The sequence below is a fragment of the Halosimplex litoreum genome (genome assembly GCF_016065055.1).
GTDB lineage: Archaea > Halobacteriota > Halobacteria > Halobacteriales > Haloarculaceae > Halosimplex > Halosimplex litoreum.
On record NZ_CP065856.1, the window covers coordinates 3,812,802 to 3,829,645 of the forward strand.

Here is a 16,844-nt window from a genome sequence, read left to right on the forward strand (position 1 = left end):
TCAGATCTGATAGGGGGTAGATGCGCTTACGTCGGTGCTGTCCTGTGAGTCGGGTACGATGTTGTCACTGATACGCAGCCGGTACGGGGCCAAGCTCGGGCTGGCCTACGTGGCGACCGGCGGCCTGCTCGTGGCGGTGGGGCTGACGACGAACGACGTGGCCTCGACCGTCGTGGCCGGGGTCGCGGGGCTGTTGACGCTCGGGTCGATCAACGCGGCCGAGAGCGTGGCGAGTATCAAGGAGATCCGTGCCCAGACGGCGACGGTCGCTTCTGGCGAGCTCGACCAACCGGTGGTATCGACCCGGACCGACGAGTTCGGCCAGTTGGCCGACTCCGTGGAGACGATGCGCCAGTCGCTGCAGGAGCGGTTGGCGGAGATGGAGCAGGCACAGCAACAGCTGGAGTCCGCGCGGGCCGAGGCCGAGGAGGCTCGTCAGGAAGCCGAGCGCGCCGAACGCGAGGCCACCGAGATGGCCGCGGCTTACCAGGAGATAGCGGAGCGATACGGCGAAGTGATGGCGGAGGCCGCGACGGGCGACCTCGCTCAGCGGGTCGACGTGGCGACGGAGTACGACGCCATGGAGCGGGTGGGCACCTCGTTCAATCGGATGATGGACGACCTCGAACAGACGCTCGTGACCGTCTCCGAGGTGACCGACCACGTGCGCGAGGGGACCGACGAGGTCGCGTCGCTCAGCGTCGAAGTCGAGGACCGCGTGGACGAGACGATGACGTCCGTGACGGAGATCCAGGGCCGAGCGAGCGAACAGCAGGAGCGCTTCGACGGCATCGCGGACGACGTCGCGGACGTGAGCGCCGCAGCGGAGGAGATCGCGGCGACGGTGACGGACATCGCGGACCAGAGCGACCAGGTGTCGGACGCGACCGACACGGCCAGCGACTCCGCTCAGTCGGCGCTGGCGGAGATGGACGCGATCGAGTCGGACGTGGCGTCGGTCGTCGACCAGGTCGAACAACTCCGGGAGACGGCGACCGGGATCACCGAGATCACCGAGATCATCGGCGAAATCGCGGAACAGACCAACATGTTGGCGCTCAATGCCTCCATCGAGGCCGCGCGGGCGGGCGACAGCGACGGCGACGGGTTCGCCGTCGTCGCAGACGAGGTAAAGTCCCTCGCCGACCAGACCCAGGAACGGGCCGACGAGATCGCGGCTATGGTCGGTGAGGCCGAGACCCAGACCAGGTCGGTCGTCGAGTCGGTGAGACAGACCCAGGAGCGCGTCCAGTCGGGGTCCGAGACGGTCGAATCGGCGCTGATGGAGATAGAGAGCATCTCCGGGTCGGTCGAGGACATCTCCGAGGCGATCGCGGAGATCGACCAGACGACCACGGAGCAGGCGACGACGCTCGGGCAGACGGCGTCCGCGGTCGACGAGGTCGCCGAACTGAGCGACGAGACCGCCTCGGACGTGACCGATATGACACAGGCCGTCCGCGACCAGCGGTCCGCCGTCGAGTCGATCCGAACCTCGATCGAGGACCTCCAGAACACCGCGGTCAGCCGGCTCGACACGCAGGTGGGCGCGTTCACGACCGGCGACGCCGCCTCGCGACCGACGCAGGTTCGGCCGGCCGCGACCGACGGGGGGAGCAGCTGATGCTCCTGGCCGCACACCTCCTGGCCGCCGTGGCGTTCGGGGCCGGACTGGTCGTCACGGTCGCGGTCTACTCGTCGCTCGATGGGAGCCCCACCCAGTCGGTCGTGCCGTACCTGATGGTGATCCCGGGCTTCGCCGGCCTGTCGTACCTGGGGATCGCCTTCGGCGTCGGGACCGTCACCGTCGACGGGACCGAGTTCGTCGGGCTGCGCTACCTCGACTGGATCGTGACGACGCCGCTTTTGGTCGGGTTCGTCGGCTACGTCGCCGGGGCCTCGCGGCGGGCCATCGCCGGTGTCATGCTGGCGGACGCGTTGATGATCCTCGCCGGCGCCGGCGCCGTCGTGACCTCCGGGACGGTCAAATGGGGCCTGTTCGGCGTCTCGGCGCTGTTCCACGCCGGCCTGTTCGGGTATCTCTACTACGTCTTCCCTCGGACCGTGCCCGACGAGCCCCAGCGGATCGGCCTGTTCAGCCTCCTGAAAAACCACATCGGGCTCCTCTGGCTCGCGTACCCGTTCGTCTGGGTGACCGGACCGGCCGGGCTCGGCTACACCACCCTCGAAGGCGCCAGCCTCACGTTCCTGTTCCTCGACGTACTCGCGAAGGTGCCCTACGTCTACTTCTTCTATGCGCGCCGCAGCGCGTTCACCGACCGCGAGGTGCGGTCGAAGCCGACCTCGTCGGGGACCGCGGCGGACTGACACCGGTCTTACCCGACCGGAGGACGTCGGAGAGACGGCAGGACCCGCAGCTTCAGACCGATTCGGTGAGGTCTCCGAGTTCGCGAGCGAGGTAGACGGCGATGGGGACCGGTTCCTCCTCGACGAAGCGAGCGACCTCCTCGCCGTTGCGCTCGACGACGACGGTCGGGATGTACTCGACGTCGTACGCCTCGACGTTCGGGCCGACCTTCGTGCCGTCCTCGTCTTTCTCGACGGCGTACTCCTCGATCCGGTGGTCGGGGACGCCCGCCGCGTCGAGCGCCGCGCCGAAGTCCGGCAGCTGCGAGCGGCAGTCGATACACCAGTCGCCGCCCCAGACTTTGAACGTGACGTCGTCGCCGAGCGCCGCGAGCACGTCTACCGTCTCGGCGTAGGCCTCCTCGGTCCACACCGGGTTCGGGTCCATGGTCTCTAGTGACATACCACCTCCTAACGGGCGGGGTGGCTTAACGACAACGCTCCGTTCGCGCTCACTCGCGGCCGCTGGGCCTCGTCCGCGGCCGTCGTCGACGCCCGCACTCCCTGCCGCTGTCACGGGCCATTTAAGCGACGGTGTCGTAGGCCTGGCCAGTGAAATCGAGCATCCTGGACACGATCGGGTCGCCGCTGGTCGAAGTCGACGCCCCGGAGGGCGCCACGATCGCGGCGAAGGTCGAATCGTTCAACCCGGGCGGGTCGGCGAAGGACCGACCGGCGAAGGGGATGGTCGAGGCCGCCGAGCGCGAGGGCACCCTCGCGGCGGGCGACACTATCGTCGAGCCGACGAGCGGCAACACCGGCATCGGTCTCGCGATGGTCGGCGCAGCGAAGGGCTACGACGTGACCCTCGTCATGCCCTCGTCGAAGTCGCCCGAACGGCGCCAGATCATGCGCGCCTACGGCGCCGAGATCGAACTCGTCGACGGCGACATCTCCGCGGCGAAAGACCGCGCCGACGAACTCGAAGCCGAGGGAGAGTTCGTCCAGCTCCGGCAGTTCGACAACCCCGCCAACCCCGACGCGCACTACCGGACGACCGGCCCCGAGATACTCGAGCAGGTCGACGACCGCGAGATCGACGCCCTCGTCGCAGGCGTCGGCACCGGCGGGACCATCACTGGGATCGGCCGCCGGCTGCGCGAGGCGTTCCCCGAGATGGACGTCGTCGCCGTCGAACCGGCCGAGAACGCCGTCCTCTCGACCGGCGAGGCCGGCGACGACGACTTCCAGGGGATGGGACCGGGGTTCGTCAGCGACAACCTCGACCGCGAGTTGCTCGACGACGTCGAGACCGTCGAGATCGGCGCCGCCGAGGCGGAGTGTCGCCGCCTCGCCCGCGAGGAAGGCATCTTCGTCGGCCAGTCCTCGGGCGGGACGAACCTCGCCGCCAAACGTGTCGCCCAGCGTCTTGCCGCCGCCGAGGACGTCGACGATCCGCTCGTCGTCACCGTCTACTGGGACAGCGGCGAACGCTACATGTCGACCGGGATGTTCGATTAACCCGCTCTCTCACCACCGTCCTCCGCACCGTCTTCCGAGTCCGGTCGCGCCTCCTCGAACGCTCGCAGGTCGCCACTGACGCGCCGGGCCGCCTGCCCGTGCACGACCCGTCCGAGCAGGACGGCCAGCCCCGCGACGAGCAGGGCGACCGCGGTGACCGTCGCGACCGACACGGAGCGGTCGACGGCAGCGATGCCGTTCCCGCCGAACTGTAGCCCGACGGGGATCAGTGCGGTCCCGGCGGCGACGAGGTAGCAGCTTCGCGCGAACGCTTCCGCGGGGACGCGAGCGCGAGCGAGGTACGCGGCTGGGGCGAGCCACCCGCCGAGAAAGACGAGTCCCGCGCTCCACACCGACTGCACTCGAACCGTGTTGACGAGGAACAGGGCCAGCGGCGCGAGCGGGAGCGCGACCGCCAGCCCGGCGACGACCATGACGCGGCCGGACGCTCGTCGCTCGCCGGCCTCGACGGACAGCAGCTCCGCGGGGTCCTCGTCGAAGCGGTCGTCGAGGTCCGAGAGGTCGACCGCCTCGCCGTCCTCGCCGATGGGCGTCGCGCAGCGGGGGCAAAAGCGGGCGTCGGCTGGCAGCGGGTCGCCGCAGTCGGGACAGGGGACCGTCTCGCCGTCGTCGTCGGGCGCCCTGTCGCCGTCGACGGGGCTGTCGTCGTCCCCTGGATCGGCCATACCACCGGCTACGCGCTCGGTCGTCAAGAATCCCGGTCACGTCACGGACCCGCGGTCGCGGATCGGCGGACGGACCGCGGTCGGGGAGAGACACGCGGTGGATCGACCGGGCTCGACCGCGAGCGGACGAGAAACGACTTTACCGGCGGGGAGCCACCCACCGGGCATGCGACTGGAGGACTACTGGGGTATCGGGCCGAAGACCCGGGATCTCCTGGCCGACGAGTTGGGCGTCGAGCGAGCGGTCGAAGCCATCGAGACGGCCGACACCCGCGCGCTGGTCGCGGCCGGGCTCTCACAGGGGCGGGCCACGCGCATCCTCCGACGTGCGCAGGGCGGCGAGGCGCTGGACGTGCTCGCCACGCGGGACACGCGCGAGGTGTACAAGGAGATCCTCGACCTCGCCGGCGAGTTCGCCCTCACCGAGGACGCCGCCAGCCGGATCCGCATCCTCACGCCGCTGGGCACCCGCGAGGAGATGGCCGAGCGCATCGACCGGGTCCTCGAAGCTCGCGAGGCCTGGACCGCCCTCGACGACGAGACCCGGACAGCGGTCGAGACCGCCTTCGACGAGGGCGCCGCGGGCGGCGAACTCGCCGCGGTACGGACCGCGATCGCGCTCTCGGCAGCGGGTGTCTCCGAGGGCGTCTTCGAACCGATCGCCGAACTGGACGACGAAACGCTCGACGACGCGGCCGCTGCGCTCGCGGGTCTGGCAGGCGAGGACGACCGCATCGGCGAGGGCGCCGACGGCCGCCTCGATTCGCTGCGGGCGACCCTGGCGAGCGTCGAGGACATGGCCGCGACGCCCGAGAGCGTCGCCGAAGAAGTGCAGTCCGGCGCGCGCGGCGCGGACGACTTCCGGGAGACGCTGGTGCGCCACGTCACGAGCGAGACGGACGTGGACGCAGCGCGCGTCCGCGAGGCGATGCCCGGCGAGGCCACCGACGCGAGCGACTTCGTCGCCGAGACGCTGCGGGCGCTGGCGAGCGATCTGCGGACCGCCGTCGAGGACCGGGAAACCGAGGTGGCCGACCGCCTCGAAGACACGCTCGAATCCGCTCGTGCGGAGGTCGACGCGGCGGTCACGGCCGTCGACGACGTAGCGCTGTACGTCTCGCTCGCCCGGTTCGCCGAGGCGTTCGACCTCGGGCGGCCGACGTTCGTCGACCGTGAGACGGTCGCCGTCGAGAACGCGCGGAACCTCTCGCTCGTGGCGGGCGGCGTGGGCGTCCAGTCGGTCACCTACGGCATCGGCGACCACGACCTCGACGTGGCGACCGAGTCCGCTCCACCCCGCGACCACCGCGTCGCCGTCCTCACGGGCGCGAACTCCGGCGGGAAGACCACGCTCCTCGAAACGCTGTGTCAGGTGCAACTGCTCGCCCAGATGGGGCTGCCGGTCCCCGCCGACAGCGCGGAGGTCGGCGTCGTCGACACCGTCGTCTTCCACCGCCGTCACGCCAGCTTCAACGCGGGCGTGCTCGAATCGACGCTGCGCTCCGTGGTCCCGCCGTTGACCGACGAGGGTCGGACCCTGATGCTCGTCGACGAGTTCGAGGCGATCACCGAGCCGGGCAGCGCCGCCGACCTCCTCCACGGGCTCGTCCGCCTGAGCGTCGACCGCGGCGCGCTGGGCGTGTTCGTCACGCACCTCGCCGACGACCTCGAACCCCTGCCGCCGGAGGCACGCGTCGACGGCATCTTCGCCGAGGGACTGACGCCAGATCTCGACCTCGAAGTCGACTACCAGCCCCGCTTCGAGACCGTCGGCCGCTCGACGCCGGAGTTCATCGTCTCGCGGCTGGTCGCCAACGCCGGCGACCGGGGTGAGCGCGCCGGCTTCGAGACGCTCGCCGAAGCCGTCGGGGAGGAAGCCGTCCAGCGGACGCTTTCGGACGCCCGCTGGTCTGCCTGACCGCTGTAGCCGTTTCAGACAGTCCTCGCGGTCAGCAGGTCGTCGTCCGACGGGTCCTCGCCGTCGCTCGACGCCTCCTCGTTCTCACCGCTGGCGTCGTCGGATCGATTCCGTTGCTCGTCGTCCCGCGACGCGTACTCCGGCACGATGATGCACAACATGGGTCGTAGGCTCCCCGACGGGGATCGAACCCGCCGCTCCGGCCGGCTGCCGGCGTCACACCGCTGTGACCGCGGGGAGCGAAGGGCCGGGGCGACCCCGCCGCGGGACCGCCGTCGGTAGTTACCGCCGGTCACGCCTCGGCCGCCTCGGCCACGAGGACGCTCGCCTCCATGATGCCGAATCCGTCTTCCAGAGTCGCCCGGACCGCGTCGGACTCGACTTCGTGGTCGGGGAGGACGACCCAGACCGTCGCAGTGACACGGATATCGGTCGCTCGCGGCGTCACGTCGGTCACGCCGGTGACCTCGGCCGTCTCGACGCCCGCCGCGTCGGCGACGACCGTCCGGACGCCGCTCTCTAAGTCCGCTATCGTGTCCCGGGGGACCCACAGGTCTATCTCCGCCGTCGCTTCCACCTGGTTCGTGGCATGGACTGCCATACGACGCCCGGCGCGAGTCGAACGCGCCGCCCGCTGCCTCCGAGGGGCGTCCGGGGCGCGCAGCGATGCCTCTGGCCGGCACAGCTGGCGCTGGTTCACCGACCGCGCCCGGGTTCGAGCCGAGGTACGCCGGCTCGCGCACGGTCACCGCGTGAGCGACGACCGGCCGGACGGGCGCGGGTCTGGGGGACTAAACGTACCGTGACCGGGACGTCGCGGAGACGGGACCGACGAGACCGGGGGGTCGTCCTCGGTGGGACGGACCCGTGGCCACGACGCCGAAGTCACAGGAAGAGCCGAGGTCGGCTCGAATCGACGGCCGTCACCGGACTGGGAGCCCGGACGGCCTGCGGACCTTCACGCGGCGATCGACTCGAGATTGCGGTCGACCCCGCCGAACCCGACGCGCGCAGGAATCCGCTTGCCGGCGTCCACCGGACCGTCGGCGGACACGCCGGACCCGGCAGTAGCGCAGACGAGGGCCTCGGCCCTCTGGTGTGCCGGATACGCGCTGAGTTCGGTCGTCATCGGGATCACCGCTCACCTCGTTGGTGTAGCGTACACGGTACTCTACACGGATTTATATTAAATTTTTTGCACGTATGTCAGGGATTGACACGCGAGACTTCTCGTGAGGGTCACATTTATGCCTCGGATAGGCGAATGAGAGGGTATGCAGAAACGCATCAAACGCGTCCTGAGTCGTGCTCGCTACGCAGCCATGGGTGCCGCTATCGGCGCCGGGATCGGCGGTCTCGTCGGCCGCAACGCAGCCAGTACCGGCGGCGCGCTCGGCGCCATCGTGGGCGCGACCGTCGGCGAGAAGCGCGTCACCGTCGACTCGTTCATCGACGACGTCAAGGAGAAACGCGCCGAACGCGACGAGCTGGTCGCCGAGGAGTAACCTCCGAACGGCGTCGACCGCGCCGGCGTGGTCGGCCGCCGACCGAACTACACCGCTTGTTCGACGTGCGCGCGGGTAACGTGCCCGCCGCAGCCGCACTGTTCGACGTACTCGTACCGGACGGCGTCGCCGTACGCTTCCTCCAGCGCTTCGTAGAGATACGTCTCGGGGTGGCCGTGGTCGCCGTGGGTGACGATGTTGACGTGGTTGTCCGGTGTCGTGTGTTCGACCGCGTCGAGCGCCTGGGCCACCACGAGGTCGCGGTCCTCGCCGTGGTGCGGTTGCTCCAGATTCGCCGACCAGGAGTTGTCGTGGACGCGGTCGGTCACCGGCTCCACGTCGTCATGGCTGACGGACATACCGACCCGTAGGAACCGGCCACACCAAGCGCTGGCGCCGAACGTGTTCGCCCCGAAACCGCCCGTCAGGCGACGCCGACGTCGTCTTCGCCCTCGTCGTCGTCCTCGTCCCCGCCGTCGGCACCCTCGTCGGACTCGGACGCCTCGTCGGGGTCTTCTTCGGGCCCCTCGACGGTCCGTTCGCGGACCTGGACGCCCTTACCGGCGAGATAGCGCATCTGTCGGCGGGCGAACTCCTCCTCGCGTGCGCCCTGCGTGGCGAGGACGTACATCAGTGCGCGGCCGGCCGGTCGCATCGTCCGGCCGGCGCGCTGCGTGCCCTGTCGTCGGGAGCCGCCCAAGCCCGACGCGACGATAGCCAGCGAGGCGTCGGGCAGATCGATACCTTCGTCGCCGACGCGGGAGACCACCAGCGTGTCCAGCGACCCGTCGCGGAACTGTTCGAACTTCCGTGCGCGCTCGTGATGTGGTGTGTCGCCGCTGATGAACGGGGCGTCGATCGCCGCCGACAGCTCCCGACCCTGGTCGAGGTAGTCGACGAACACGAGCGCCTTCTGCTCGGGGTGCTCGCGGAGTATGCGGCGGGTCTCACCGATCTTCGCCGGGTTCGAAGCGGCGATCTGGCGGCGTTCGTGGCCCTCGCTGCCGACGTACTCGTTGCGGTGGTCGTCGTCGGTCCAGGGGACGTAGCGGATCTCGACGGTCGGCTCGGCGACGAACCCCTCGTCGAACAGCGCGTCCCAGTCCGTACCGATCGGCGGACCGATCAGCGTGAAGATCTCCTCCTGCAGGTCGTCCTCCCGGACGGGGCTCGCCGACAGCCCCAGCCGATGGCGGGTCTGGAGGTTCGCGCTCCGGCGGTACACGTCGCTGGGGACGTGCTGGACCTCGTCGTAGACGATCAGCCCCCACTCGCGGGAGTCGAACAGGTGTCTATGTCTGCCCATCCCGGCGGTTTGGTAGGTGGCGATCGTGACGGGCCTGATGTCTTTCGTGCCGCCGTGGTACTCGCCGACCTGGGACTCGTCGAGCGTCGTGTGGGCGAGCAGTTCGTCGCGCCACTGGCGGACGAGTTCGCGGCTGGGGACCAGAATCAGGGTCTCACCGCCGACGCGCTCGACGATGCCCATCGCGGCGACGGTCTTGCCGCTGCCCGGCGGGCCGACGAGGGCGCCCGATTTCGTCTCCATGAACCGGGCCACCCAGTCGTGCTGGTACTCCCGCAGGTCGAGGTTCAGGTCGAGATCCAGCGGTTCGCCCGAATCGAGGTCCCGTTCGTCCTGAACGGGGTAGCCCGCCTCGTAGAGGACCCGCTTGACCTCGGCGGTGGCCTCCTCGGCGACCCAGCTCTCGGTGTCGGAGATGGGCGCCCGGAGGTGGGAATCGTCGAGCTTCTGGCGCGCGACGTTGCCCATCAGATTCTCCGTCGCCGCTTCGAGGACGACGTAGCCGTCCTCGTGAGTCTTCAGGGTGAACTGGTGGGCGCGTTTCCACTGGTCGCCGATCCACTCCTCCAGAGCGGGGTAGCGCTGGGGCAGCACGTCCCGGACCGTCCCGAGCAATCCCTCCAGGTCCTCGTAGGGCGCCTGCCACACGTCCGAATCGTCGATCTCGTAGACGTAGCCACCCTCCCCGTTCGTATCCACGAGCCGGGCGAACTGCGAGAGCTGGGCCCGCGTGAACTGCGCGGGCCGGTCGACGACGATCTGGCGTCGGTCGGGGAAGACGACGAACCGCTCGCGGTCGGCGTAGTCGGTCCACTCCGCCGGGTACCACACCGTCGGGTCCTGGGACACGTCCCTGCTCACGACCGCCCGCTCGCGTTCGAGGGTCGCGAGCCACGTCTCGACCGCCGCGCGCGGTTCGTCGGCGTGGCGCGCCACCTCCTCCGTCGTCACCACCGGGTTGCCCGCCGCCTCGACCGCCTCGTGGAACCGGTCCAGCGACGGCTCCCCCTGGTCGTCTGTCACGCTCGGCGGTTGGCGGCGCCGCGACAAGGGGGTTTCGTCTGCCGACGTCCAGTCCGATCGTCACCGGTCCCGAACTATCGAATCGAAATACTACTAGCTTTTTCGTCCTAATGCAAAGATAATGAGAGACGACAGCGCATCGGTTCGAAACGGGTCTCCCCGCCTTGTGGGCACTCTTGGGCGTGGATATCGGCTGGGCTTCGACGATCGGACTGCGCGCGACGGTCCGATCCGAGCTATCGTAGAACGCCGCAAACGTCGCGTATACGCCGCTCGAATGGGTTCAGCGTCGTCGAGGGGGCGGTCGTGGTCGCGCAGACGCAAAGATATATCGAAGTAGTCACGTAGTGGCAAATGACGGAAGTGCTATCGCTCGGCGAGCTACGAGTAGGTGACGTTGAGTTCGAGGACGTTGGCGGTCTCGAGGACGCGCTTGGGGAGTGCCTCGCGGAAGCGGTCGTCCTCGAAGCGGTGGGACGGGCCGGAGACGGAGATGGCGCCCAGGACGCGGTCGTCGTTGCTGAGGACGGGCGCGGCGACGCAGCGCAGGCCCGAGAGGCGTTCCTCGTCGTCGAACGCGACGCCGCGCTCGCGGATCTCGGCGAGGGTGTCGAACAGTTCGTCGCGGTCGGTGACGGTGCGGTCGGTGGTCTCGGGGAGGCCGTGTCGGTCGATGATCTCGTCGACGCGCTCCTCGGAGCAGTGGGCGAGGATCGCCTTGCCCAGCGCCGTACTGTGGAGACAGACCCGGTTCCCGACGTGTTCTTTCACGCGGACGGCGTTCTCGCCGCGGGTCCGGTAGAGGTACGTGCCCTTGCCGTGTTCCTCGACGAGCAGGTTACAGAGCTCGCCGGTCTCGTTGGCCAGGCGGTCGAGTTCCGGGCGGGCGATCTCGAAGATCTGCGACTGGTTGCGGGCGTAGGCACCGTGTTCGAGGAATCGGAGGCCGATGCGATACTCGTCGTCGGCCTTGACGACGTAGGCCTCCTGTTCGAGCGTGCTCAGGTAGTTGTGGACCGTGCTCTTGGGCAGGTCCAGATGGGTCGACAGCTCAGTGACGCCGGCGCCCCCCAGCTCCTGAAGCCCACCGATGATCCGGAACGTACGTTCGACCGATTTCACCGTGTTCCGCGCGGTCTGCGCCATACGCGCAGTCAATACACTGCCCCGTAATAATCGTTCCGCAATCGCAAACGTTCGTTCAGAAATTCACTCGGGACCGAGCCAATATTCGACCGAACCCGACGACCGCTCAGACCGTCGTGACTGGGTTCTTCAGGGTTCCGACGTCCTCGATCTCGATCTCAACGAGGTCGCCTTCGTGGAGCGTGAAGTCACCTTCCGGAACCAGTGCCGTTCCGGTCATCAGAACGGTGAGGTCGGGGACGACGTTGTGGCGGGTGAGATACGAGGTCAGTTCCTCGCAGGTGCGGACCATCTCGCCGGTGTTGGTCTCGCCCTCGTAGACGACCTCGTCGTCGCGGTGGATCTGCATCGTCATCTCCAGGTCGTGAGGATCGTCGATATCGCCGGCGGAGGTGACGCTCGGACCGAGGGCCGCACAGCGGTCGTACACCTTCGCCTGCGGGAGATAGAGGGGGTTCGCGCCCTCGATCGAGCGGCTGGACATGTCGTTACCGATGGTGAACCCGACGATATCGCCCTCGTAGAGGACGATCGCCAGTTCCGGTTCGGGCGTGTCCCAGTCGGAGTCGCCGCGGATACCGACCGACTCGTTCGGGCCGACCGTCCGGCTGGGCGTCGCCTTGAAGAAGACCTCCGGTCGCTCGCTCTGGTAGACGTCGATGTACACGTCTGGCTCGTCGCTCTCTTCCTGGCGCGCTTCCTCGCTGATCTGGTAGGTGACACCGGACGCCCACACTTCCGGCGGCTCGACGGGCAGGACGAGGTCGTCGTCGTCGAACTCGACCTCCCCGGCGTCGTCGAGATAGGCCTCTGCGGCCTCGTCGAGGCCCTGGCGCGTCTCGTCGGCCGCGAGCAGTTCGACGACCGTCGACGGCCCGTCGGGGGCGCTCGTCAGGTCGTAGGCGGCGTCTCCATCGGACACTACCAACCGCTCGTCGTCCCCGCTCGTCACTCGAAAGTATCTCATGCTACTCACTGTGATGGACAGCCAGTATTTAGTTTTGCCGGGCTACGACTGCAAGCACCGATCGCGAGGCCGCGCCCCCGTCGACGGGGCAGTTCGCTCGTCGAAATCCCCCGGAGAGCCGGTGTGGACCGCGCGGCCAGGGCTGTTCGCCACCCAGAATCGCTCGAACCCGCGGCGAGGGGTACCGCCACCGCAAGAGTTTTTGAGCGTTCGAGAGAGGTGAACACACATGGACGTAGGTGTGCTGACAGTGGCACTCGGCGGCGAATCGCTCGACGACGCGTTCGCGTACCTGTCGGAGCAGGGCGTCGACGCGGTCGAACTCGGCTGTGGCGGGTTCGTGGGCGACGACCACCTCCCGCGCGAGGAGTACCTCGACGACGAGGATGCACAGGCCGAACTACACGACCTGCTCGACGAACACGACCTGTACGTCTCGGCGCTGGCGACGCACAACAACCCGCTCCACCCCGACGAGGAGCGGGCGGCGCGCGCCGACACCGAGCTCCGGGAGGCCATCGAGCTGGCCGACCAGCTCGGCGTCGACGCCGTCACCTGCTTCTCCGGCCTGCCCGCGGGAAGTCCCGCAGGCGAGGTGCCCAACTGGATCACAGCCCCGTGGCCCAACGAACATCACGAGGCCCACGAGTACCAGTGGGAGGTCGCCGAGGCGTACTGGTCGGACCTGGCCGAGCACGCCGCCGACCACGACGTCTACGTCGGCATCGAGATGCACCCCAACATGCTCGTCTACGAGCCGACCGGGATGCTCGAACTGCGCGAGCGGACGAACGAGTACATCGGCGCGAACTTCGACCCCTCGCACCTGTTCTGGCAGGGTATCGACATCACCGAGGCGATTCGCTTCCTCGGCGAGGAAGACGCTATCCACCACTTCCACGCCAAGGACACGAAAGTGTACGAGTCTAACTCCCGCGTGAAGGGCGTGCTCGATACCGAACCCTACACGGAAGAGCCCGACCGCTCGTGGCTGTTCCGATCGATCGGCTACGGCCACGGCGAGGAGTTCTGGAAGGACGTGGTGTCGACGCTGCGGATGGTCGACTACGACGGCGCGCTGTCCATCGAGCACGAGGACTCGCTGACCTCCCCGAACGAGGGCCTGGAGAAGGCCATCGACGTGCTCCAGCGCTCGGTCTTCGAAACCACTCCCGGCGACGCCTACTGGGCCTGAACCATGAGCGAGGAACCACTCTCCGTCGGCGTGCTCGGGTACAGATTCATGGGGAAAGCGCACGCGAACGCGCTCGCGCGACTGCCGATGTTCTTCCCGGAGGCCCCGGACGTCGAACGCGACGTCATCGTAGGGCGCGACGAGGAAGCGCTCGCCGACGCCGCAGACCAGCTGGGCTTCGAGCGCTACGCGACCGACTGGGCGGACGTGGTCGAGGAGGTCGACGTGTTCTACAACCTCGGCCCGAACAACGTCCACGCCGACCCCTCGATCGCCGCGCTGGAGGCCGACACGCACGTCTTCTGCGAGAAGCCGCTCGCGAACACACTCGACGACGCCGAACGGATGGCCGACGCCGCCCGCGACTCGGCGGCGACCGCGGGCATCGCCTTCAACTACCGGTTCATCCCCGCGATCCGATACGCCAAGAACCTGATCGACTCCGGCGAGATCGGCGAGATCCACCACGTCCGCGGACGGTACCTGCAGGACTGGCTGGTCGACCCGACGGCCCCCTGGAGCTGGCGCAACTCGGAAGAGCTCGCAGGCTCCGGGGCGCTCGGTGACCTGGGCGCTCACACGATCGACCTGGCCCGGTTCCTCGTCGGGGACCGTGCCGGTGACATCTCGCGGCTGTCTGGCCACCTGCAGACGTTCGTCGACGAGCGGCCCGTCCCCGGTGGCGACGAGGGGTCGCTCGAAGGGTCGGGCGGCGAGTCGACGGAGACCCGCGAGGTGACCGTCGACGACGCCTACACCGCCCAGGCGGAGTTCGAGAACGGCGCGATGGCAACCTTCGAGGCCTCGCGGTTCGCCAACGGCCGCAAGAACGACCACACGATCGCTATCGAGGGGTCGAAGGGCAGCCTCTCGTTCTCGCTCGAACGGCTGAACGAACTGGAACTGCTCACCGAGGGCGACCGGGGCTTCCAGACGGTCAACGTCACCGACCCCGACGACCCCTACATCGACCACTGGTGGCCGCCGGGCCACGTCATCGGCTGGGAGCACACGTTCGTCCACGAGAACTACGAGTTCCTCTCGGCGGCCGCGGCCGGTGAGGACCACAGCCCGTCCTTCGAGGACGGCTACCGCGTGCAGGAACTGCTCGCGGCGATCGAGGAGTCCGACGACGCCGGCGAGTGGGTCGAGGTGTAACGCCGGTCCGGCTACCGCTCGGCACCCGTTCGACAGCGTTCTCTGGAACGTAACTATCGTTCTATTCGTATAGAACTACGTTTACTGGCGAATGCACCGTATTCTGGGTTCTAGACCGCTGGAAACTCGATTTCGTCAGCGAATCGAGTGCACACGGAGAGAACAGCGAACCACTGTTCGGGAACGCACATACCCGGTCGCGAATGATTACATGAATACGAGTGTAATATTTGGGGTCCGGTGCCAGACGGGCTAACTATACAGAACACTGTTCTATTTCCAGTAACGGGAGTGGAGCGGAGGCAGACCGACGCGGGTCGACGGGTCAGTCGTCGGCGAGGCGCTCGCGGAGGACGCGGTAGGCCTCTTTGGGGCGGCGATACTCGTCGAGGACGCCCTTGTTGTTGCGCGTCCGGGGTCGCGTCATCGCCGAGTCGGGGTTCGTTAGCGTGTCGCAGAACTGCCAGACGGTGAACCCGGCGACGCTCTCGCGCTCGCGGAACAGGTCGACGCAGTCGGCCAACAGGTCGGCCTGGTAGGACTCGGACCACTTGCGGCCCTCGTGGGTGCGGTCGCCGGGGACAGCGCCGGCGCCGAACTCCGTGACGACGAGCGGCTTCTCGCCGTAGTCGGCTTCGATGCCGTCGAGGAACTCGCTCCAGTCGCCCTCGCGGTACCAGCCCCAGTAGGCGTTGACCGAGAGGAAATCGCAGAACTCGAAGGTACCGTCGGTCCCGCCTTCGAAGTCTGTGTTCGAGGCGACGGTGATCAGCCGGGAACCGTCGACGCCGTCGGCCGCCCACTTCAGCTTGCGGGTGCCGTCGACGACCGTCGACTCGTCGTTCGCGCACTCGTTCGAGAGGCTCCAGGCGAACACCGAGGGGTGGTGGCGATCCCGCTCGACCATCTCCATGAGCGTGCGCTGGGCGCGCTCCTGAGTGGACACCATCGTCGACTCGTCGACCCCCCACATCGGTATCTCCTCGATCACGAGGACTCCTCGTTCGTCGCACAGGTCGAGAAAGCGCGGGTGGTTCGGGTAGTGCGAGCACCTGACCGCGTTGCAGCCCGCTCGCCGTATCAACTCGAGGTCCCGTTCCTGCACCCGGAGTGGCTGGGCGGATCCCCACTCGGGGTGGTCCTCGTGACGGTTGACGCCCGCGATAGCGACCGGCTCGCCGTTGACGAGGATGTCGCGACCACTGGTCGAGACGGTACGGAAGCCGATCCGGTCGCGCAGGTCGTCGGTGAAGGCGCCGCCCTCGCGGTCGTCGGCCCGTTCGCCGTCCAATCGCGCTTCCACGTCGTAGAGCGTCGGGTCGTCGGGAGTCCACCGCTCCACGTCCTCGATATCGAGAGCGAGCGTCGCCGTGGCGGCGTCCATCCCGTCGACCTCGACCGGTTCGGTCACCGACGCCTCGCCGACCGAGACCGTCAGGTCGGGCTCGGCCGGTCGCGGGTCGAGGTTGTGGAGCGTCACCGCCGCTTCGACCGTCGCTTCGTCACCGTAGATATCGTAGTCGACGGCGAGATCGCGGACGTACACGTCGGGCACGGTCTCGACGACGACCTCGCGGTGGATGCCGCCGTGAGGGAACCAGTCGACGTCGTCGTGGGGGAGCGTCGCCTCCCTGCGGGTGTTGTCGGCGCGGACGACCAGTTCGTGTTCGCCCGCGTCGAGGTCCCGTGCGAGCGCGTCGAACGGCGTGTAGGCGCCCTCGTGACTCGCCACCTCCTCGCCGTCGAGGTAGACGGTCGCGTCGCGGGCGACTCCGTGGAAGGTGAACAGCAGCGAGTCCTCGGTTCGGGTCTCGAACGTCCGCCGATACCACGCCGGGCCGACGTAGTCGGCGTACTCCCGGTGGGCGTTCCAGGAGCTCGGAACGCTCAGTCGGTCCGCCTCCTCGGCCGGGAACGACTCGTGATAGTCGCCGTCGTACCCCTCGTCTCCGGGGTCGGTGAGGAACTCCCACTGTCCGTCGAGGGTCCGCTGGTGTCGCTCCGTCGTCGTCTCGAACGTCCGGTGCATGCCTCTTTCTCGGTCACCCTTGCCGAATAAACGTTGCTACCCGTGCGGGCGAAACGTTAAGTTAGAATGTCACGATATGACGG

The 16,844-nt window shown here is 68.2% G+C and carries 17 protein-coding genes; 7 read left to right on the plus strand and 10 right to left on the minus strand.

Translation table 11 applies throughout. The features are described 5' to 3' along the window. Positions 1 to 58 precede the first annotated feature (58 nt). Both I7X12_RS18905 and I7X12_RS18910 read left to right on the plus strand, forming a co-directional pair. The gene (locus tag I7X12_RS18905; protein WP_198061565.1) at positions 59 to 1,624 is read left to right on the plus strand and encodes a methyl-accepting chemotaxis protein; all 1,566 of its coding nucleotides are present in this window, start codon (positions 59 to 61) and stop codon (positions 1,622 to 1,624) included. Next, a complete protein-coding gene (locus I7X12_RS18910) occupies positions 1,624 to 2,328 on the plus strand; it encodes a bacteriorhodopsin (RefSeq protein WP_198061566.1) in 705 nt (234 codons plus the stop codon). The genes I7X12_RS18905 and I7X12_RS18910 overlap by 1 nt, the downstream gene beginning before the upstream one ends. Before the next feature lie 52 nt (positions 2,329 to 2,380). On the opposite strand, the gene I7X12_RS18915 is transcribed toward I7X12_RS18910, so the two are convergent. Beyond that, positions 2,381 to 2,770 carry a thioredoxin family protein gene (locus I7X12_RS18915; protein ID WP_198061567.1) on the minus strand — a complete coding sequence of 130 codons (390 nt, stop codon included), beginning with the start codon at positions 2,768 to 2,770 and terminating at the stop codon, positions 2,381 to 2,383. Positions 2,771 to 2,919: 149 nt separating this feature from the next. Here I7X12_RS18915 and I7X12_RS18920 point away from each other — a divergent pair, with 149 nt between their 5' ends. Continuing rightward, positions 2,920 to 3,828, plus strand: a complete 909-nt coding sequence (locus tag I7X12_RS18920; protein ID WP_198061568.1) for a PLP-dependent cysteine synthase family protein — start codon at positions 2,920 to 2,922, stop codon at positions 3,826 to 3,828. Here the strand turns inward: I7X12_RS18920 and I7X12_RS18925 are convergent. After that, the gene (locus I7X12_RS18925) at positions 3,825 to 4,514 is read right to left on the minus strand and encodes a zinc ribbon domain-containing protein (protein WP_198061569.1); all 690 of its coding nucleotides are present in this window, start codon (positions 4,512 to 4,514) and stop codon (positions 3,825 to 3,827) included. The two genes, I7X12_RS18920 and I7X12_RS18925, sit on opposite strands and share 4 nt — an antisense overlap. A gap of 166 nt (positions 4,515 to 4,680) precedes the next feature. Here I7X12_RS18925 and I7X12_RS18930 point away from each other — a divergent pair, with 166 nt between their 5' ends. Continuing rightward, positions 4,681 to 6,432: a MutS-related protein gene (locus I7X12_RS18930; RefSeq protein ID WP_198061570.1), complete on the plus strand. Its 1,752-nt coding sequence runs from the start codon at positions 4,681 to 4,683 to the stop codon at positions 6,430 to 6,432. A 14-nt stretch (positions 6,433 to 6,446) separates the two neighbouring features. Here I7X12_RS18930 and I7X12_RS18935 read toward each other — a convergent pair whose 3' ends face one another. The 3 genes from I7X12_RS18935 to I7X12_RS18945 form a co-directional block, all read right to left on the minus strand. Then, the gene (locus I7X12_RS18935; RefSeq protein ID WP_198061571.1) at positions 6,447 to 6,593 is read right to left on the minus strand and encodes a hypothetical protein; all 147 of its coding nucleotides are present in this window, start codon (positions 6,591 to 6,593) and stop codon (positions 6,447 to 6,449) included. Between the two features lie 131 nt (positions 6,594 to 6,724). Beyond that, positions 6,725 to 7,033 carry a hypothetical protein gene (locus I7X12_RS18940; RefSeq protein WP_198061572.1) on the minus strand — a complete coding sequence of 103 codons (309 nt, stop codon included), beginning with the start codon at positions 7,031 to 7,033 and terminating at the stop codon, positions 6,725 to 6,727. Positions 7,034 to 7,390: 357 nt separating this feature from the next. Continuing rightward, the gene (locus tag I7X12_RS18945) at positions 7,391 to 7,561 is read right to left on the minus strand and encodes a hypothetical protein (RefSeq protein ID WP_198061573.1); all 171 of its coding nucleotides are present in this window, start codon (positions 7,559 to 7,561) and stop codon (positions 7,391 to 7,393) included. A gap of 145 nt (positions 7,562 to 7,706) precedes the next feature. On the opposite strand from I7X12_RS18945, the gene I7X12_RS18950 reads away from it, so the two are divergent. Beyond that, on the plus strand, positions 7,707 to 7,937 hold the full coding sequence (locus I7X12_RS18950) for a hypothetical protein (protein WP_198061574.1): 231 nt from the start codon (positions 7,707 to 7,709) through the stop codon (positions 7,935 to 7,937). A gap of 47 nt (positions 7,938 to 7,984) precedes the next feature. Here the strand turns inward: I7X12_RS18950 and I7X12_RS18955 are convergent, their stop codons facing one another. The 4 genes from I7X12_RS18955 to I7X12_RS18970 form a co-directional block, all read right to left on the minus strand. Then, entirely contained in the window at positions 7,985 to 8,296 is a 312-nt protein-coding gene (locus I7X12_RS18955; RefSeq protein ID WP_198061575.1) for a CGCGG family putative rSAM-modified RiPP protein, read from the minus strand. Between the two features lie 65 nt (positions 8,297 to 8,361). Continuing rightward, positions 8,362 to 10,293: a DEAD/DEAH box helicase gene (locus I7X12_RS18960; RefSeq protein ID WP_394355616.1), complete on the minus strand. Its 1,932-nt coding sequence runs from the start codon at positions 10,291 to 10,293 to the stop codon at positions 8,362 to 8,364. Positions 10,294 to 10,647: 354 nt separating this feature from the next. Then, positions 10,648 to 11,412: an IclR family transcriptional regulator gene (locus I7X12_RS18965; protein ID WP_198061577.1), complete on the minus strand. Its 765-nt coding sequence runs from the start codon at positions 11,410 to 11,412 to the stop codon at positions 10,648 to 10,650. Between the two features lie 106 nt (positions 11,413 to 11,518). Continuing rightward, positions 11,519 to 12,379, minus strand: coding sequence for a fumarylacetoacetate hydrolase family protein (locus I7X12_RS18970; RefSeq protein ID WP_198061578.1), 861 nt, complete (start codon positions 12,377 to 12,379; stop codon positions 11,519 to 11,521). Positions 12,380 to 12,608: 229 nt separating this feature from the next. Between I7X12_RS18970 and I7X12_RS18975 the strand changes: the two genes are divergently transcribed. Both I7X12_RS18975 and I7X12_RS18980 read left to right on the plus strand, forming a co-directional pair. Continuing rightward, on the plus strand, positions 12,609 to 13,574 hold the full coding sequence (locus I7X12_RS18975) for a sugar phosphate isomerase/epimerase family protein (RefSeq protein WP_198061579.1): 966 nt from the start codon (positions 12,609 to 12,611) through the stop codon (positions 13,572 to 13,574). 3 nt (positions 13,575 to 13,577) lie between these two features. Further along, positions 13,578 to 14,732: a Gfo/Idh/MocA family protein gene (locus I7X12_RS18980; protein ID WP_198061580.1), complete on the plus strand. Its 1,155-nt coding sequence runs from the start codon at positions 13,578 to 13,580 to the stop codon at positions 14,730 to 14,732. 325 nt (positions 14,733 to 15,057) lie between these two features. Here I7X12_RS18980 and I7X12_RS18985 read toward each other — a convergent pair whose 3' ends face one another. Continuing rightward, positions 15,058 to 16,761, minus strand: a complete 1,704-nt coding sequence (locus tag I7X12_RS18985; protein WP_198061581.1) for a glycoside hydrolase family 2 protein — start codon at positions 16,759 to 16,761, stop codon at positions 15,058 to 15,060. Between the last annotated feature and the right edge of the window lie 83 nt (positions 16,762 to 16,844).

What these genes read in the sequence shown, in the direction of transcription:
- I7X12_RS18905 (WP_198061565.1), top strand. Translation starts at nt 59, where the DNA reads ATGTTGTCACTGATACGCAGCCGGTACGGGGCCAAGCTCGGGCTGGCC.
- I7X12_RS18910 (WP_198061566.1), top strand. Translation starts at nt 1,624, where the DNA reads ATGCTCCTGGCCGCACACCTCCTGGCCGCCGTGGCGTTCGGGGCCGGA.
- I7X12_RS18915 (WP_198061567.1), bottom strand. Translation starts at nt 2,770, where the DNA reads ATGTCACTAGAGACCATGGACCCGAACCCGGTGTGGACCGAGGAGGCC.
- I7X12_RS18925 (WP_198061569.1), bottom strand. Translation starts at nt 4,514, where the DNA reads ATGGCCGATCCAGGGGACGACGACAGCCCCGTCGACGGCGACAGGGCG.
- I7X12_RS18930 (WP_198061570.1), top strand. Translation starts at nt 4,681, where the DNA reads ATGCGACTGGAGGACTACTGGGGTATCGGGCCGAAGACCCGGGATCTC.
- I7X12_RS18935 (WP_198061571.1), bottom strand. Translation starts at nt 6,593, where the DNA reads ATGTTGTGCATCATCGTGCCGGAGTACGCGTCGCGGGACGACGAGCAA.
- I7X12_RS18940 (WP_198061572.1), bottom strand. Translation starts at nt 7,033, where the DNA reads ATGGCAGTCCATGCCACGAACCAGGTGGAAGCGACGGCGGAGATAGAC.
- I7X12_RS18945 (WP_198061573.1), bottom strand. Translation starts at nt 7,561, where the DNA reads ATGACGACCGAACTCAGCGCGTATCCGGCACACCAGAGGGCCGAGGCC.
- I7X12_RS18950 (WP_198061574.1), top strand. Translation starts at nt 7,707, where the DNA reads ATGCAGAAACGCATCAAACGCGTCCTGAGTCGTGCTCGCTACGCAGCC.
- I7X12_RS18955 (WP_198061575.1), bottom strand. Translation starts at nt 8,296, where the DNA reads ATGTCCGTCAGCCATGACGACGTGGAGCCGGTGACCGACCGCGTCCAC.
- I7X12_RS18965 (WP_198061577.1), bottom strand. Translation starts at nt 11,412, where the DNA reads ATGGCGCAGACCGCGCGGAACACGGTGAAATCGGTCGAACGTACGTTC.
- I7X12_RS18970 (WP_198061578.1), bottom strand. Translation starts at nt 12,379, where the DNA reads ATGAGATACTTTCGAGTGACGAGCGGGGACGACGAGCGGTTGGTAGTG.
- I7X12_RS18975 (WP_198061579.1), top strand. Translation starts at nt 12,609, where the DNA reads ATGGACGTAGGTGTGCTGACAGTGGCACTCGGCGGCGAATCGCTCGAC.
- I7X12_RS18980 (WP_198061580.1), top strand. Translation starts at nt 13,578, where the DNA reads ATGAGCGAGGAACCACTCTCCGTCGGCGTGCTCGGGTACAGATTCATG.
- I7X12_RS18985 (WP_198061581.1), bottom strand. Translation starts at nt 16,761, where the DNA reads ATGCACCGGACGTTCGAGACGACGACGGAGCGACACCAGCGGACCCTC.